Origin of the sequence: Rhodoferax fermentans (assembly GCF_002017865.1) — a bacterium.
Taxonomy (GTDB): Bacteria; Pseudomonadota; Gammaproteobacteria; order Burkholderiales; family Burkholderiaceae_C; genus Rhodoferax; species Rhodoferax fermentans.
The window spans coordinates 211,233-227,994 of record NZ_MTJN01000002.1 but is presented as its reverse complement, the minus strand read 5'-3'; the positions used below and the strand labels follow the sequence as shown (position 1 = coordinate 227,994).

General features: G+C 56.3%; 16 protein-coding genes and 1 tRNA gene. 13 read left to right on the top strand and 4 right to left on the bottom strand.

Going from position 1 to position 16,762, the window contains the following annotated elements:
• Nucleotides 1-89: 89 nt before the first annotated feature.
• The 3 genes from RF819_RS01100 (at nt 90) to clpA (ending at nt 3,893) form a co-directional block, all read left to right on the top strand.
• Nucleotides 90-1,085, top strand: a complete 996-nt coding sequence (locus RF819_RS01100; protein ID WP_078366709.1) for a tRNA dihydrouridine synthase — start codon at nt 90-92, stop codon at nt 1,083-1,085.
• A gap of 36 nt (nt 1,086-1,121) precedes the next feature.
• Nucleotides 1,122-1,484, top strand: a complete 363-nt coding sequence (gene clpS / locus RF819_RS01095; RefSeq protein ID WP_078363265.1) for an ATP-dependent Clp protease adapter ClpS — start codon at nt 1,122-1,124, stop codon at nt 1,482-1,484.
• Between the two features lie 81 nt (nt 1,485-1,565).
• Nucleotides 1,566-3,893 (top strand): ATP-dependent Clp protease ATP-binding subunit ClpA, encoded by a 2,328-nt coding sequence (clpA, locus tag RF819_RS01090; protein ID WP_078363264.1) that lies wholly within the window; start codon nt 1,566-1,568, stop codon nt 3,891-3,893.
• A gap of 292 nt (nt 3,894-4,185) precedes the next feature.
• Here the strand turns inward: clpA and RF819_RS01085 are convergent, their stop codons facing one another.
• Nucleotides 4,186-4,737, bottom strand: a complete 552-nt coding sequence (locus tag RF819_RS01085; protein WP_078366708.1) for a phasin family protein — start codon at nt 4,735-4,737, stop codon at nt 4,186-4,188.
• Nucleotides 4,738-4,931: 194 nt separating this feature from the next.
• On the opposite strand from RF819_RS01085, the gene RF819_RS01080 reads away from it, so the two are divergent.
• From RF819_RS01080 to RF819_RS01060, 5 genes are all read left to right on the top strand, one after another.
• Nucleotides 4,932-5,885 (top strand): histone deacetylase family protein, encoded by a 954-nt coding sequence (locus RF819_RS01080; RefSeq protein WP_078363263.1) that lies wholly within the window; start codon nt 4,932-4,934, stop codon nt 5,883-5,885.
• A gap of 64 nt (nt 5,886-5,949) precedes the next feature.
• A complete protein-coding gene (locus tag RF819_RS01075; protein ID WP_242473123.1) occupies nt 5,950-6,657 on the top strand; it encodes a nitroreductase in 708 nt (235 codons plus the stop codon).
• 245 nt (nt 6,658-6,902) lie between these two features.
• The gene (locus RF819_RS01070) at nt 6,903-7,175 is read left to right on the top strand and encodes an HU family DNA-binding protein (protein WP_078363261.1); all 273 of its coding nucleotides are present in this window, start codon (nt 6,903-6,905) and stop codon (nt 7,173-7,175) included.
• Between the two features lie 15 nt (nt 7,176-7,190).
• Nucleotides 7,191-7,266 (top strand) — tRNA-Val (locus tag RF819_RS01065).
• A 59-nt stretch (nt 7,267-7,325) separates the two neighbouring features.
• Nucleotides 7,326-9,242: a SurA N-terminal domain-containing protein gene (locus RF819_RS01060; RefSeq protein WP_078363260.1), complete on the top strand. Its 1,917-nt coding sequence runs from the start codon at nt 7,326-7,328 to the stop codon at nt 9,240-9,242.
• A gap of 107 nt (nt 9,243-9,349) precedes the next feature.
• Here the strand turns inward: RF819_RS01060 and RF819_RS01055 are convergent, their stop codons facing one another.
• From RF819_RS01055 to RF819_RS01045, 3 genes are read right to left on the bottom strand one after another with little or no spacing between them, the layout of a single operon-like run.
• On the bottom strand, nt 9,350-10,813 hold the full coding sequence (locus RF819_RS01055) for an NAD(P)H-hydrate dehydratase (protein WP_078363259.1): 1,464 nt from the start codon (nt 10,811-10,813) through the stop codon (nt 9,350-9,352).
• A 3-nt stretch (nt 10,814-10,816) separates the two neighbouring features.
• Nucleotides 10,817-11,704, bottom strand: coding sequence for an MBL fold metallo-hydrolase (locus RF819_RS01050; RefSeq protein ID WP_078363258.1), 888 nt, complete (start codon nt 11,702-11,704; stop codon nt 10,817-10,819).
• 10 nt (nt 11,705-11,714) lie between these two features.
• The gene (locus RF819_RS01045; protein WP_242473121.1) at nt 11,715-12,566 is read right to left on the bottom strand and encodes an HDOD domain-containing protein; all 852 of its coding nucleotides are present in this window, start codon (nt 12,564-12,566) and stop codon (nt 11,715-11,717) included.
• Nucleotides 12,567-12,857: 291 nt separating this feature from the next.
• Here RF819_RS01045 and rpsB point away from each other — a divergent pair, with 291 nt between their 5' ends.
• The 5 genes from rpsB to uppS all read left to right on the top strand — a co-directional run bounded on the left by rpsB (nt 12,858) and on the right by uppS (nt 16,758).
• Entirely contained in the window at nt 12,858-13,610 is a 753-nt protein-coding gene (rpsB, locus tag RF819_RS01040; protein ID WP_078363257.1) for a 30S ribosomal protein S2, read from the top strand.
• Between the two features lie 87 nt (nt 13,611-13,697).
• Nucleotides 13,698-14,621 (top strand): translation elongation factor Ts, encoded by a 924-nt coding sequence (gene tsf / locus RF819_RS01035; RefSeq protein WP_078363256.1) that lies wholly within the window; start codon nt 13,698-13,700, stop codon nt 14,619-14,621.
• A gap of 64 nt (nt 14,622-14,685) precedes the next feature.
• Nucleotides 14,686-15,408: a UMP kinase gene (gene pyrH / locus RF819_RS01030; RefSeq protein ID WP_078363255.1), complete on the top strand. Its 723-nt coding sequence runs from the start codon at nt 14,686-14,688 to the stop codon at nt 15,406-15,408.
• Between the two features lie 54 nt (nt 15,409-15,462).
• Complete coding sequence (frr, locus tag RF819_RS01025; RefSeq protein WP_078363254.1) at nt 15,463-16,023, top strand: ribosome recycling factor; 561 nt, start codon at nt 15,463-15,465, stop codon at nt 16,021-16,023.
• Between the two features lie 6 nt (nt 16,024-16,029).
• Nucleotides 16,030-16,758 (top strand): polyprenyl diphosphate synthase, encoded by a 729-nt coding sequence (uppS, locus tag RF819_RS01020; protein WP_078363253.1) that lies wholly within the window; start codon nt 16,030-16,032, stop codon nt 16,756-16,758.
• The last annotated feature ends 4 nt before the right edge of the window (nt 16,759-16,762 follow it).

The following is a 16,762-nucleotide window of genomic DNA, read 5'->3' as shown; positions in this document are numbered from 1 at the left end:
CGTGTGTGCTGGTGGCGGGCGCAATTGCCGCCACAATCTGCCCCGTGCCAAATCTGCCTAACAACTCCCCAATCTTGCTGCTGGCCCCGATGGAGGGGCTGCTGGACTTTGTGTTGCGTGACATCCTGACCCGTGTGGGTGGGGTGCAGCGCTGTGTCTCCGAGTTCATCCGTATCACCGACACCTTGTTGCCCGAGCGCGTGTTTGAGCGCCTGGTGCCAGAGTTGCGTCACGGTAGCCAGACCCGCTCAGGTGTGCCGGTGCGCCCGCAGTTGCTGGGCTCTGACCCGATCTGCCTGGCCGACAACGCGGCTCGCCTGGCGTCCATGGGCCCCAACGGCGTCGACTTGAACTTTGGCTGCCCCTCGCCGGTGGTGAACCGGCACCGGGGTGGGGCGGCCTTGCTGGACGAGCCCGAGTTGCTGTTCAAAATTGTCTCTGCAGTGCGCCGGGCGGTGCCTGCGCAGCAGCCGGTGTCGGCCAAGATGCGCCTTGGCCTCAAGGACGACAGCCGGGCTGAAGCCTGCGCGCTGGCCATTGAGGCGGCAGGTGCCAGCGAGCTGGTGGTGCATGCACGCACCAAAGTGGATGGTTACCGCCCACCGGCGTATTGGGAGCGAGTAGGAGACATCCGCCAGGTGGTGAAGTTGCCGCTGGTAGCCAATGGTGAGATCTGGACCGCCGCCGACGCTCAGGCCTGTCGCTTGGCCAGCGGTTGCCATACCCTGATGCTCGGGCGTGGCATCGTGGCCAACCCGGGCTTGGCGCTGGAGATTCTGGCGGCCCAGTCGCCACACGGCGCACTCGAGGCAGGGGCGGGGTCAAGCGCGGTGATGGTGTTGCCCTGGGAGCAGTTGCTGCCTTTGATCGCAGACTTCTGGGGGCTGGTGGGGCTACATCTGCGGCGTGATCAGCAGACCGGTCGCCTCAAGCAATGGCTCAACCTGTTGCGTCGGGTCTATCCGCAGGCACAACTGGCGTTTGAGGCGGTCAAGACCTTTCACCACCCGGCGGATGTAGATGCCTGGTTGGCAAAGCAGAGGGGTGGGCTTGAATTTTGCATTGCTGGCGCCATGTCACAGTAGTCTGCAGCATCAGAGGCGGCTCGATAGAATGAATTCATGAGCACCAAAATACCGAAAATTATTCCGCAACGCCCTGTCAAACCTGAAGTGGACGACTCAGACGGCACGGTGGTGCTGGAGCGTCGGACCCAAAAAACCAAGCCGCCCAAGCTCTACCAGGTGGTCATGCTCAATGACGACTACACACCAATGGAGTTTGTGGTGATTGTGATTCAAGAGTATTTCGGCAAGGATCTGGAAACAGCGACCCAGATCATGCTGAAGATTCATCTCGATGGCCGAGGCGTCTGTGGCGTTTACTCGCGCGACGTGGCGGCCACCAAGGTGAGTCAGGTACTGGATGCCGCCAACAAAGCGGGGCATCCCTTGCAGTGTGTCGCAGAACCGTTGGATTCCTGAGCATCTGAATCCTTGTAGAGCCGCCCTGATTTCAAATCAGATTACAGTTGACCATCGAACCGAAGCTACTAAAGGAACACCATGATTGCCCAAGAATTGGAAGTCAGTCTTCACATGGCGTTTGTGGAGGCGCGCCAACAGCGCCACGAATTCATCACCGTCGAACATTTGCTGCTGGCTTTGCTGGACAACCCCAGCGCCGCCGAGGTGCTGCGCGCCTGTTCAGCCAATGCCGATGACCTGCGCAAGTCGCTGGTCACCTTCATCAAGGACAACACGCCTCAGGTAGCGGGCTCTGACGATGTGGACACCCAGCCCACGCTGGGTTTCCAGCGCGTGATTCAGCGCGCCATCATGCATGTGCAGTCCACCGGCAGTGGCAAAAAGGAAGTCACCGGCGCCAATGTGCTGGTCGCCATTTTTGGTGAAAAAGATTCCCACGCTGTGTATTACCTGCACCAGCAAGGGGTGACACGGCTGGATGTGGTGAACTTCATTGCCCACGGTATCAAGAAGAGTGATCCGCCGGAGCCGATCAAGTCCGGCGAAAGCCCGGCTGATACAGAAGACGGTGGCGCGGAGAAAAATGAAAAGTCCTCGCCGCTGGACCTGTACACCCAGAACCTGAATCAGCTGGCCAAGGACGGCAAGATCGACCCGCTGATTGGTCGCGACTACGAGGTCGAGCGTGTCATCCAGATCCTGTGCCGTCGCCGCAAGAACAACCCGCTGCTGGTGGGTGAGGCCGGTGTGGGCAAAACCGCCATTGCCGAAGGGCTGGCTTGGCGCATCACGCAAAAAGATGTGCCCGATATCCTGGCCGAGTCGATTGTGTATTCGCTCGACATGGGTGCCTTGTTGGCGGGCACCAAGTACCGTGGTGATTTTGAGCAGCGCCTCAAAGGCGTGCTCAAGGCCATGAAAGACAAGCCCAACACAATTTTGTTCATCGATGAAATCCACACGCTGATTGGTGCAGGTGCGGCTTCTGGCGGCACGCTGGATGCGTCCAACCTGCTCAAACCGGCGCTGAGTTCGGGCGCCCTCAAATGCATCGGTGCCACCACGTTCTCTGAATACCGTGGCATATTTGAAAAAGACGCAGCACTGTCACGCCGCTTCCAGAAGGTGGATGTCGTTGAGCCAACCGTCGAACAGACGGTGGACATCCTCAAAGGATTGAAATCGCGCTTTGAAGAGCACCACAGTGTGAAGTACGCCCTAGCAGCTTTGCAGGCGGCGGCGGAGCTGAGCGCCAAGTACATCAATGACCGCCATTTGCCCGACAAGGCGATTGACGTGATTGATGAGGCAGGTGCGGCGCAGCGTATCTTGCCGCCCTCTAAGCGCAAGAAGATCATCAGCAAGGCGGAGGTGGAAGAGATTGTGGCCAAGATCGCCCGCATTCCCCCTGCCAATGTGTCCAACGATGACCGCGGCAAGCTCAAAACCTTGGAGCGCGACTTGCGCAACGTGGTGTTTGGCCAAGACAAGGCGCTCGACATGCTGGCCTCCAGCGTCAAGATGGCGCGTTCTGGTCTGGGCAAGGGCGACAAGCCGATTGGCGCCTTCCTGTTCAGTGGCCCCACCGGTGTTGGGAAAACCGAAGCCGCCAAGCAGCTGGCCTACATCATGGGCATTGAGCTGATCCGCTTTGACATGAGTGAGTACATGGAGCAGCACGCGGTGAGCCGCCTGATTGGTGCGCCTCCCGGTTATGTCGGGTTTGACCAAGGTGGTCTGCTGACCGAAGCCATCACCAAGAAGCCGCATTGTGTGTTGCTGCTTGATGAGATTGAAAAAGCCCATCCAGCGATCTTCAATGTGTTGCTGCAGGTGATGGACCACGGCACCTTGACCGACAACAACGGGCGCAAGGCTGACTTCCGTAACGTCATCATCATCATGACGACCAATGCGGGTGCCGAGACCATGAACAAAGCCACCATCGGCTTCACCAACCCGCGTGAGGCCGGTGATGAAATGGCCGATATCAAACGCCTGTTCACGCCTGAGTTCCGCAACCGGCTCGACGCCATCGTAAGCTTCAAGGCGCTGGATGAAAACGTGATCCTGCGTGTGGTTGACAAGTTCCTGTTGCAGCTGGAAGCACAGTTGGCCGACAAGAAAGTGGAAGTCACCTTCACCGACAAGCTGCGCAAACACCTGGCCAAGAAGGGCTTCGACCCACTGATGGGCGCCCGACCCATGCAGCGTCTGATTCAGGACACCATCCGTCGTGCACTGGCCGATGAGTTGTTGTTCGGGCGCTTGATGGACGGTGGTCGCTTGACGGTGGACTTGGACGACAAGGACGAGAGCAAAACCGAGGTGTTGCTTGAGATCACCCCCTTGCCCAAAAAAGAGGGCAAGCCCAAGCCTGAATCACAAGAGGCAACACTCAGCTAAGTCTTCAGAGCTTCCCTGTCAACCGGTATGGGCCACGCGTGTGGTCTGTACCGGTTTTCTTTTTGCCGCAGAGGATGCTGTGAAAAAAGAGCAAAAAAAAGGGCTGGTCTTGCGACCAACCCTTAAGGGATCCCTGAACCTGATGGTTACGAAAGGACCCGAGGAGACAACTAGCTGAAACGCGGGGTTTCCAAATTCAAAACTGTATCAAGTATCTCAGGGTTTTCCCTTAGTTGGTTAGAGGTGCACACTTATTTTTGAGTCTGTCTGCTATATGCAACAAAGATGCCAATCAGCGTTTTTTAGCGGCAGGTTTGGCCGCATTGGCTGCGGTGCTGGTCACGGCGTTGAAATTGGCTTCGGCGACATCGGTGGCTTGTTTGACCGCTTTCTGGACCGATTCCAGAGCGTTGTTGGCCGCAGCGACAGCACTTTTCAGAACAGCCACAGCCGCTTCTGAGCCGGCTGGGGCACTTTTGACAGCGGAGTCCAACATGCCGGTGAATTGTTGCTGAGCTTGCGCGGCCTGACCTTCCATCGCTTTGGTAAATTCACTGGTTGTGCCAGAGGCGATTTCGTACAGATGGCGGCTGTAGGCGGCGGTTTTTTCAGCCAGCGGCTGAAAGATGCCGGACTGCAAAGCCAACAATTCCTGGGCGTCTTTGACGCTGAGCAGGGCCTTGGCGTTGTCGCCTGTTTCAGCCAAAGCGGCTTTGGAGGCACTCATGTTGAGTTCAACAATTTTCTCGACACCTTCAAAGGCCTTGGCGGTCAAGCCCAGCAAGGTATCAATGTTGGCTTTTTGGGCTGCCACAATTTGTTCCACAGTCAAAATTGTTGTCATCGTCATCTCTCCATCGGTTGTGTAAAAAAGTGAGCTGCGCCGAAACCTTGCTCAGACCTAAATATGTTGCAGTGCAGCATGGTTCAAATTATAGAGACATGTTCGCGGCTGACAAGTGTTTGTTGTTGCATTGCAGCAATTTAGGTTGCTGTACCTAAATGGCCTGTCTGTCAATGCAGCGACACAATGCGGGAATGGACGCTTTTTACGCTGATCATTTTGTGTTGCCTTTGCCGCCAGGGCACCGTTTTCCGATGCAAAAGTACACCATGCTTCGCCAGGCGCTGAGTACGGAACTGCCGGAAATTTGTCTGAAAGAGGCGCCTAAAGTGAGCGACGCGCAGTTGGCACTGGTGCACAGCCCAGCCTACATCCATGCCATCCAGACCGGCGAGATGAATCCAGCTGCGATGCGTGAGATTGGTTTTCCCTGGAGTCTTGAGATGGCAGAACGTGCGCGTCGTTCAGTTGGCGCCACCATAGCCGCCGTAGCGTCTGCTTTACAGCAGTCTGTGGCGGCCAATCTGGCGGGCGGAACACACCATGCCTATGCTGATAGAGGTGGTGGCTTTTGTGTATTCAACGATGTCGCCGTCGCCATCCGGTGCGCCCAAAGGGAGGCGATCAGCTGTGGGTCTGAGCCATTGCGGGTGGCTGTGATCGACTTGGACGTCCACCAGGGCAATGGCACCGCACATATCTTCCAAGATGATCCAAGTGTCTTGACCTTGTCACTGCATGGCGAGAACAATTTTCCCTTTCGCAAGGAGAGCAGCGATCTGGACGTCGGCTTGCCGGATGGCTGTGGGGATGATGACTATTTGTACGCTCTGGAGAATGCCTTGGACACGCTTGATCAGCGCCTGCTCCCCGGTTTGGTGGTGTATCTGGCAGGTGTTGACCCTTTTGAGCGTGATCGCTTGGGTCGCCTCAAGCTGACTGCCGCGGGGCTTCAAACTCGAGATGAGCGAGTGTTTGCGTGGTGCCACCATCGACGCGTGCCCGTGGCTTTTGTGATGGCGGGTGGATATGGCTTGGACATCAGTGAAACCGTCCAGCTACAGGTCGCCACCTACCGGACGGCGTTGTCGTATTGGCGCCTGGCGCGGTCCGCGAAGGTCTCCCAACCTCAGGCCAGTTCTTCATGAGCCGATTTCTGCTTCAATCCGTCAGATCTTCACCTGTTCATTACCAACACCTATGACTCAAACGATGGAATTTTTGGCTAGTCAAGCCGCTGTGGACCAGGCCATCACGTCTCGCATGTCGGTGCGTGCCTTCAGCCCACAGGAAGTTACCAAAACGGTGTTGATGCAGTTGCTGGCACTGGCCAGTCGGGCGCCCTCTGGCACGAACACCCAGCCCTGGAAAGTTTATGTCCTGCAAGGTGCCAGTCGTGACAGCCTGGTGGCCAAAGTGTGTGCTGCCCACGATGCTTTACGCGCCAATCCAGAGCTGGCCGCCGAATATCGGGAAGAGTACGACTATTACCCTGAAACATGGCTCAGCCCCTACCTTGAGCGCCGCCGCGAGAATGGTTGGGGACTCTACGGTTTGCTTGGCATCGGCAAGGGTGACAAGGATAAGATGCATGTCCAGCATCAGCGGAATTTTCACTTTTTTGACGCCCCGGTGGGCTTGATGTTCACCATGGATCGTGCCATGGGTCGCGGCTCGTTGTTGGACTACGGCATGTTTTTGCAAAGCCTGATGATCGCTGCTCGCGCACACGGTCTGCATACCTGTCCACAGGCGGCCTGGAACAGCTTTGCCAACATCATCAAGCCACATATCGGTGCCGGTGTCGATGAGTTTCTGGTGTGTGGCATGGCCTTGGGTTATGCCGATCTGTCTGATCCCGTGAACACGTTTCATACACCGCGGCTTGTTGTGAACGAATTCACGACCTGGCTGGATTGAGGTCGTTCAAGATAGTGTAGGGACGCTGCAGCTTCTCCCATGCCGGGCAAGTCAGCTTGCCGCAGTTGATAAAAGTTTGCGCTGCTGTTTCGTCGGCCCATTTAAATCCGCTTAGAATTCTCGCTAGTTGGGCGGTGTAAGTTGAATGTAACTGATGCCTGAAAGTCAAAAAACCATTTGTGCGAAGCAGCGAATAGCTTGCAGCTATAAATTTCGTGAACGCCAATTTTCCTAAGAGGTAGGTTGTGAATAAAACAGAACTGATTGATTACGTAGCATCCAATGCTGACATTCCCAAGGCGGTTGCCGCACGGGCGCTTGAGGCCACAATCTCGGCGGTCAAGCTGACTTTGAAGCAGGGTGACTCCGTGTCTTTGATTGGTTTTGGCACATTTGCCGTCGGCAAGCGGGCTGCTCGAGTGGGGCGCAATCCTCGTACGGGTGCCTCGATTAAAATCAAGGCAGCCAAGGTGCCCAAGTTTCGACCTGGTAAGGCACTCAAAGACGCCATCAACTGAATTTCGTTTTCGGTGGGGTGATTAGCTCAGTTGGTAGAGCGGCGCCCTTACAAGGCGTAGGTCGGCGGTTCGAGCCCGTCATCACCCACCACCCATGCAAAGGCGAACTCTTGGTTCGCCTTTTTTGTTTGTCCGCAGGAGAGTTGTCACATGTTCGATATTTTTCGGAAACACACCAAGATCATGATGATTTTGTTGTTTCTGCTGATCATTCCATCCTTTGTGTTGTTCGGCATTGATCGGTACAACCAGGCGGGACAGTCGGACGAGGTTGTTGCCAAAGTCGGATCTGTGGAAATCACCAAAGGACAGTGGGAGCTCGCACACAAGAACGAGGTGGACCGACTGCGCGCGGCCAGGCCGGAGTTGGATGCCAAATTGCTGGATTCACCGCAGGCACGTTTTGCCGTCCTGGAGCGCCTGGTGCGCGAACGTGTGATGCTTGTGGCTGCTGAAAAGGCCAATTTGCAGACCAGTGATGCCCGTTTGGCCAGGTTCTTGCAGGAAGACCCTACCATCGCGTCTCTGCGCCAGGCAGACGGCAAGCTGGATATGGAACGTTATCGGCAGTTGGCCGCCAGCCAGGGGCTCACCCCCGCAGGTTTTGAGAACTCCGTTCGCCAGAGCATTTCCCAGCAACAGGTTGAAGCCGGCATTGGCCGATCTGGTTTTGTGGCTGCAGCGCCAGCGGATGTGGCTTTGAGTGCTTTTTTTGAGAAGCGTGAAGTTCAGGTGGCCAATTTCCTGGCCAAGGACTATGCCGCCCGTGTGAATCCGTCTGACGCTGACCTGGAGAGCTTTTACCAAGCCAATCAGGCCTTGTTCAAGTCGCCTGAACATGCCAAGGTCGAGTACGTTGTCCTGGATATGGATTCGGTCAAAAAGGGCATCAAGCTCGCTGAGGCGGATGTGCGCGCCTACTATGAGCAAAATGTCGCGCGTCTGAGCGGTGTGGAGGAGCGCCGGGCCAGCCACATCCTGATCAGTGCGCCCAAGGATGCACCGGCCGCTGATCGGCAAAAGGCCCAGGCTCAGGCACAAGCTTTGCTCAAAGCTGTTCGCGCTGCACCTGACAGCTTTGCAGATGTCGCCAAAAAGAACTCTCAGGACACCGGTTCGGCCAGCAAGGGCGGAGATCTTGATTTCTTTGCACGGGGTGCCATGGTCAAGCCCTTTGAGGACGCTGCTTTTGCGATGAAAAAGGGCGAGATCAGTGACCTGGTCGAGTCTGATTTTGGTTACCACATCATCAAACTCACCGATGTCAAGTCGCCCAAGCCGCGCAGTTTTGAAGAGTTGCGCCCAGGTCTTGAGAGCGATCTCAAGACCCAGCAAGCCCAACGTAAGTTCGCTGAATTCGCGGAGCTTTTCACCAACACGGTGTACGAGCAGTCCGACAGTCTCAAACCCGTGGCCGAGAAGCTGGGTCTGGAAGTCAAGACGGCTGACAACCTGCAGCGCCAGCCAGCAGCCGGTGCCACGGGTGTCTTGGCCAGCGAAAAATTTCTCTCAGCTTTGTTTGCTTCAGACAGTGTGGAGAACAAGCGCAATACCGAAGCTGTCGAAACGGCGGTCAATCAGATGGCGTCAGGGCGTGTGGTGGCCTACAGCCCGGCGAGCACACTGGCTTTTGCAGAAGTGAAGCCGATGGTGCGTGCACGTGTTGTGGAGTCGCGTGCCGTTGAGCTTGCACGCCAGGAGGGCGCGGAGAAGCTGGCCATCTGGAAAAAGGAACCTGACCAGGCGTCATTGCCAGGGTCCGTGGTGGTGTCGCGCGATCAGACACAGAATTTGCCAACCCAGCTTTTGACGGCAGCCTTGGCCGCAGACACCACCACGCTGCCTGCTTGGGTGGGGGTCGATTTGGGGGCAAATGGTTATGTCGTGGCCCGCATCAACAAGGTGTTGCCACGTGATGTGGCCAGCCAAGCCAACGCAGCACAAGACCGTGAACAGTACGCACGGTGGTGGAATGTTGCTGAAACCCGAGCTTATTACGCGGCCTTGAAAGACCGCCTGAAGGTTCAAGTGTTGGTGCCTGTGCCAGCTGCTAGCGTTACACAATAATTGCTGCTCTAGCCCTTATGTATAAAGGGCTGATTGCTATATAAAAAGCAGCTTAGTGGCTATGCTGCTTTTCTGACACCACCGCCGTGGTGAACCGGAGACGGGGTTTAGCCGCAGCTTGGGCCACCGTTGGCAAGTTGTTTGGCTGTCAGAGCCAGCTCTGGCGACCAGGTGTCTGCCAAGTGGCCATGCTGGTAGACCGCGCGGCAGGCCGCATCGAAGGCTGTGTGACCCGCAGCCAGTTGTGCGCCCACCATGCCCGCTAGGACATCGCCCGTACCCGCACTGGCCAGGCGGGCGTTGCCAGTGATGTTGATGACTGGTGTTTGCTCAGGGCAAGCGATCACCGTGCCGGAGCCTTTGAGCACCACCGTGCAACCAAAGCGTTGAGCCATGGCCTGGGCAGCAGCCAGCCGGTCCCCTTGAATCTGGTGTGTGCTTATTGCCAGCAATCGGGCCGCTTCCAGCGGGTGCGGTGTCAGGACGGTGGCCAATTTCTGCCCCCTGCGTGCCGATAAAGTGGCTTGCAGTGTGCTGTCTTTTGCTATTTCATTAAGAGCATCTGCATCAATCACGACAGGGGATTGAGAGGTCAAAACCTTATGCAATACGGTCTGGATCACCGGTCCACCGCCGCAGCCACACACCAGTGTCATGCTGGACAGGTCGAGCGACCTGAACGAGCGAAACATCAACTCTGGCTGTTGAGCATCCACCTTCAAAGCGTCGTCATCCAGCAGCCCGACAAATACCCGGCCCGCGCCGGCATGTAATGCCGCGCTGGCGGCCAGCAAGGCCGCGCCGGTCATACCGGCGGCACCACCAATCACCGCCACGTCGCCATAACTGCCTTTGTGGCTGGCGTGTTGTCGGGTATGCACCAAGGGGCGGGCATTCAGACGGGCCAGGGGCTTTACAGTGCCCAGTGTGTGTGTCTCGGCCCCCAAGGCATCGAACCAGATCGCACCCGCCGTATCGCGTCCCTGGGCCGTGAACAGGCCGGGTTTCAGGGTGAGCAGGCTCAAGGTATGGCTGGCTTGCACGGACAGCCGGGTGGTTTGGCCGGTGTCGGCATGTAGGCCGGAGGGGAGATCAACGGACAGTACCGGCCCGCCTTGGGCGTTGATCAGCCGGATCCAGTCGGCCATGGGGCCTTGGGGTTCCCGCGGGCTCGTGCCTATGCCGAGCAGGGCGTCGATGCACAGGTCAAAGTGGCCGCTGGGCGCCTTTGTCTGGATCAAGACGCCTGCTTCAGTCAGTTTTTGGTGAGCTGCTGCTGAGTCGGCGGGAGCGTGTCCTGCGTCTCCGAGCCAGGTCACCACACAGTGTTTACCCCATTGCTGCAGGTGCCAGGCGGCTTCCAGGCCATCGCCACCGTTGTTGCCAGGGCCGCAAGCGATCCAGATGCGTTGTGCGTGGGGTGTGATGGCCAAGGCCAGACGCGCCACGGTCAGTCCTGCGCGCTGCATCAGTGTGTGAGCGGGCAGGGTCTGGGCAAGGGCGTGTTCCAGTTGTCGTGTTTGTTCCACCCCGTGCAACGGGTGGTGGAAGCTGGGTGTGATGAGTTGCACGGCCTAGAACTCGTAACTATCGCCTTCTTTGGCCAGTCGGTAGATGGGGTCTCCAGCTTGGCGCGGGTGTTCAAGCAACACCTGCTCAAACACTTGGTCGAGTGCGTCGTCACTGCGAGTCGGTTCGTGATGGGTGCAAAACAACATCTTGGCCCCGGCCAGTTTGGCGTACTCAATGCTGGTGTCAAAGGTGCCGTGCCCCCAGCCTTTTTTGGCCGGGTATTCCGCGCGGGTGTAAGAGCTGTCGGCGATCAGAACATCGACGCCCGCCATGGCCTGCAGGATGTCGGCCGTTTTGGCGTCGACAAAGCTCTGGTACTCGGAGAACTCGGGGTCCTGAGGTTCGTAAATATTGGGGGGGGGTTCATGGTCACCGGTGAAAAAAACCGACTTGCCATTGGCTTCGATACGGTAACCAAAGTCGATCACCGGGTGGTTCATCATGAAGGGCGTGATGGTGGCTGAGCCAATTTGGATGCTCTCGTTGGGCGTGAGGGTGACGTATTCAATGCGAGCTTTTAATTCCGCCTCACGCACCGGGAAGTAGCTGTACTGCAGTTGCACCGACATCACCTGTTCGACTCCCTTGCCGGTAACCGGGTCATAAGCACCGTGCAGGCGCAGGGTGTTGCCGGGGATGAAGTTGGGTACAAACAGAGGCAGCCCCTGGATGTGATCCCAGTGGGAATGGGTGATCAAGACGTTGGCTGTCACTGGCAACTCGGTCAGTAGGGATTGGGACAGCGGGAAGATACCGGTGCCAGCATCCAGGATGATGAGTTCGTTGTTGTCAGTGCGCACCTCAATGCAGGTGGTATTGCCACCGTACCTGACGGTGGCCGGCCCTGGTGATGCAATCGAACCCCGGACACCCCAAAATTTGACTTTCATGCTGCGCCTGTCATAAGGTGGCAAACAGTTTGGCGTCGTCGAAGACTGTGCTCCAGTCGTCCGACGCCGCAATCACATCTTCCAGCGTACCGCCCATGCGACGCTGCACTTGTTCAGGAAGTGGGTGAATACACGGGTTGCCGCCAAATCCAAACCCCAATTGTTTGCTGATCTGGTTGGCGGTGAAAACGCAGGCAAACAGGCCGGTATCGACCTGGTCGGCTTCGTATTGGTGGGAGATGGTGTGGATCAGCTCGGGCGCAAAGCGCCATTTCTCAACCAACATGGCGCCTACCAGTGCATGGTCAACTCCGACCGTTTGGCGTAGCGCCTCGTGCAGGGATGACTTGTTGGCCTGACTCATACGCAAGGCCTGACGGAATTCTTCGGGCAAAAACTGGGCAAACACCACTTTGCCGAAGTCATGCAACAAGCCACCAATGAAGCAGTCCATCGGGTCGGCATCACCCATCTGGGAGGCCAGCTTTCTGGCGATGCCGGCCGTGGAGAGTGAGTGAAGCAGGTACTGGTCCACATCAAAGTCAGCCGCATTGTGTTTGGGCATCATGCCGATGGCTGCGATCGCCAGCGCCAGATTCTTGATGGTGTTGAAACCCAGATACACCACGGCATTGTTCACCGATGTGATTTGCCGAGGCAGGCTGTAATAAGCCGAATTGACCACCTTGAGGATCTTGACAGTGACCACTGGGTCTTTGTCAATCACCTGCACGATGTCTTTGGGTGTGCAATTCACATCACGGGTGAGCTGCAGGATTTTCTCGACACTTTTAGGGAAGGCAGGCATGCCGTCAACCGCGTTGGCGAGTTTCAGAGATAGATCCGGGGGCATGGTCTGCATGTTCTGGCACTCGCGCATCGGGTCGTACGGCCTCGTCTTTTCAATATTGCCTGTTAAGCCGATAGTCTAGGGTATTTGTTGCCTGGGTAAACCCGGGCACGCGCTGGCGCCAGGACGTCAGCGTCGGCGATGCTATACTCGACAGGCTTTGTAGATGGTGCTGGCAAGATGCTGGTGCAGTGCAAAGCAAATCGCAAACCAGCCTCATCAAGGTGTTGTGGCGGCCAGGCAGACAGATGTTTGGTTGATGCAAAACGAGCTGGATTTTAGACTTAACCTTCGGAGTTATATATGGCAGTTACTATGCGCGACATGCTGGAAGCAGGCGTCCACTTTGGTCACCAAACCCGCTTCTGGAATCCCAAGATGGCCCCCTTCATTTTTGGCCATCGCAACAAAATTCACATCATTAACCTGGAAAAATCGCTCCCGATGTTCCAGGAGGCTGCCAAGTTTGTGCGCCAGATCTCCGCTAAGCGCGGCACGGTGCTGATGGTGGGTACCAAGCGTCAAGCGCGTGAAACCGTGGCTCTTGAGGCGCAACGCGCTGGTGTGCCTTATGTTGATCAGCGTTGGTTGGGTGGTATGTTGACCAACTTCAAGACGGTCAAGACCTCCATCAAGCGCCTCAAAGACATGAAGATGCAGCAAGAAGCTGGTTTGGATGCTATGAGTAAGAAAGAGCAGTTGATGTTTGCTCGCGAGCTGGAAAAGCTTGAAAAAGACATCGGTGGTATCCAGGATATGACTGTGTTGCCTGATGCCATTTTTGTCATTGATGTGGGTTACCACAAGATTGCTATTGCTGAGGCCAGGAAGCTGGGTATTCCGTTGGTGGCCGTGGTGGATTCCAACCACTCGCCTGAAGGTATTGACTACGTGATCCCGGGCAATGATGACTCGTCCAAGGCTGTCACGCTGTATGCGCGTGGTATTGCGGATGCCATCATTGAGGGGCGTGCCAATGCGATCGATGATGTGGTCAAGGCTGTGGCTGCTGAGAGTGCTGACGAATTTGTGGAAGTGAACGAGGCGACTGCCTGAGGTTTTTGCGACCCCAAAAAAGGGGGCTTGGGTGCCCCTTTTTTTTAATTCGATTTTTAACTGACTGAACTGAATCCGGAGATACAAATGGCTGCAATTACCGCAAGCATGGTGGCTGAACTGCGTGGCAAGACCGATGCGCCCATGATGGAGTGCAAGCGCGCGCTGACTGAGGCTGAAGGCGACATGGCTAAGGCTGAAGAAATTTTACGCGTCCGTCTGGGTAGCAAGGCTGGCAAGGCCTCTAGCCGTGTGACGGCTGAGGGGGTTGTGGCCTACGCCGCAGAGGGTGATGTGGGGGCCTTGCTGGAAGTTAACTGCGAAACCGACTTTGTCACTAAAAACGACAGTTTCTTGGCTTTGGCCAATGCTGCTGCTTTGCTGATTGTCAAGAACAACCCTGCAGACCTGGAAGCTCTGGGTGCTTGCGCCTATGCTCAAGAAGGTTTTGGTCCCACCTTGGAAGATGTTCGTAAGGGTTTGATTGGCAAGATTGGCGAAAACATGAGTTTCCGCCGTTTCAAGCGCTTCGCTGCTGGCAACAAGTTGGCTTCCTACCTGCACGGCACCCGCATTGGTGTGGTGGTTGAGTTCGAAGGTGATGAAGCTGCTGCAAAAGATGTGGCCATGCATGTGGCTGCCATGAAGCCTGTGGCTTTGTCCAGTGACGATGTGCCTGCCGATCTGGTGGCGCGCGAGCGCTCTGTGGCTGCTGCCAAAGCGGCTGAAGACGCTGCTGTGGCTACTGCCGCAGGTAAACCTGTGCAGTCTGCTGAAATTGTGGCCAAGCGCATCGAAGGTGGTGTGCAGAAGTATCTCAAGGAAGTTTCTTTGTTCAACCAGCCGTTTGTCAAAAACGACAAGCAAAGTGTGGAGCAAATGCTCAAGGCTGCGGCGACACAGGTGAAATCCTTCACCTTGTACGTTGTTGGCGAAGGCATTGAGAAGAAGGTGGATGATTTTGCTGCTGAAGTGGCTGCCCAGGTTGCTGCTGCCAAGCAAGCTGCCTGATTGATTGCTTCTTCCCGTCACCCAGGTCGTTTTACCCATCAATTTTGTCTCAAAGGAGCGTCTCATGACAACTGCTAAACCTGCTTACAAGCGCATCTTGCTCAAGTTGTCAGGTGAGGCACTCATGGGAGATGACCAGTTTGGTATCAACCGCAACACCATCGTGCGTATGGTGGATGAGATTGTGGAGGTAACTCGCCTGGGAGTCGAGGTGGCCGTGGTGATCGGTGGAGGCAACATTTTCCGAGGTGTGGCTGGTGGCTCGGTTGGGATGGATCGGGCGACTGCTGACTACATGGGTATGTTGGCCACGGTCATGAACTCGCTGGCCCTGGGTGACACTATGAACAAGGCTGGGTTGACGGCTCGGGTGATGTCGGCCATTGCCATTGAGCAGGTGGTTGAGCCTTATGTCCGCCCCAAGGCCTTGCAATACCTCGAAGAAGGTAAAGTGGTCATTTTTGCGGCCGGTACGGGCAATCCTTTTTTCACCACCGACACGGCTGCGGCATTGCGTGGTGCGGAAATTGGGGCGCAAATTGTGCTCAAAGCGACCAAGGTGGATGGTGTTTATTCGGCTGATCCTAAGAAGGATCCAACAGCAACGCGTTACAGCAAAATATCTTTTGATGATGCGATCTCGCAAAACCTGGGCATCATGGATGCCACGGCTTTTGCTTTGTGCCGAGACCAGAAGTTACCCATCAAGGTCTTTTCGATTTTCAAGAATGGTGCGCTCAAACGGGTGGTTCTGGGTGAAGACGAAGGTACCCTGGTGTACGCATAAGCGAGCGACAATTCGCTTTTGCTGAAATCATGACTGTGGAGTGAGGAGTAGAAGATGCCAATTGCAGATGTGAAGCGGACTGCCGAAGCCAAGATGGATCAGTCCATTGCTGCGTTTCAACACAACTTGACCAAGATTCGTACGGGGCGAGTGAATCCGGCCATTCTGGACACGGTGCATGTGGATTACTACGGCGCAATGGTGCCTATCACTCAGGTGGCCAACGTGTCCTTGCTCGACTCCCGCACACTGAGTGTGCAGCCTTGGGAAAAGGGCTTGGGTGCCAAGATCGAAAAAGCTATTCGTGACAGTGACTTGGGTTTGAACCCGTCGTCCATGGGTGATTTGATTCGTGTGCCGATGCCTGCCATGTCGGAAGAGCGCCGCAAGGAGCTCACCAAAGTGGTTCGGGGCGAAGGTGAAACCGCCAAAATCGCGGTGCGCAATCTGCGCCGTGACGCCAATGAGGCGGTGAAAAAGTTGGTGAAGGACAAGCTGGCCTCAGAGGATGAGCAAAAGCGCTGCGAGGCTGATATTCAAAAAGTGACCGACAAACACATTGTGGTCATTGATCAGTTGGTGGCAAGCAAAGAACAAGACATCATGGCGGTCTGACCGGCCATGGCCTACGAGCAGGTGCCTCACCACATTGCCATCGTGATGGATGGCAATGGACGTTGGGCGAACAAGCGGTTTTTGCCGCGTATTGCCGGACATCGGCAAGGTGTTGAATCTCTCAAGCGTTGTGCCAAAGCCTGTGATGCCAGGGGTGTTCGGGTACTCACGGTGTTTGCTTTCTCATCGGAGAACTGGAAACGCCCCACGGAAGAGGTGTCGGGTCTGATGGACCTGTTTGCCATGGCGCTGATGCGTGAGGTGAACCAACTTAAGGCAGCGGGTGTTCAACTGCGTTTTGTAGGTGACCGTCGCGGCCTGTCTCCTCGGGTGTTGCGCAGCATGGAAGAGGGTGAGGCTGCCACAGCGGGTAATTCCCGATTGATCCTCAATGCCTGTTTTAATTACGGCGGTCGTTGGGACATTGCCCAGGCGGCGCGAAAGGTGGCCGAGCAGGGTTTGCCCCTCAACGAGGACAACTTGAACAGTGCCATGGCGCTGGCGCATGTGCCCGACCCCGATCTGTTGATCCGCACCGGTGGTGAACATCGCATGAGCAACTTCCTGCTCTGGCAAGGCGCTTATTCCGAGTTCTTTTTCACCGATGTGTTGTGGCCTGATTTTGACGAGGCTGCTCTCGACCAAGCCATCACCTCGTTCGCCCAGCGTGAGCGGCGCTTTGGCATGACCTCGGACCAGCTCGACGGTGAGCCCGCCTCGACGGGCGAGCGCTAGTCTG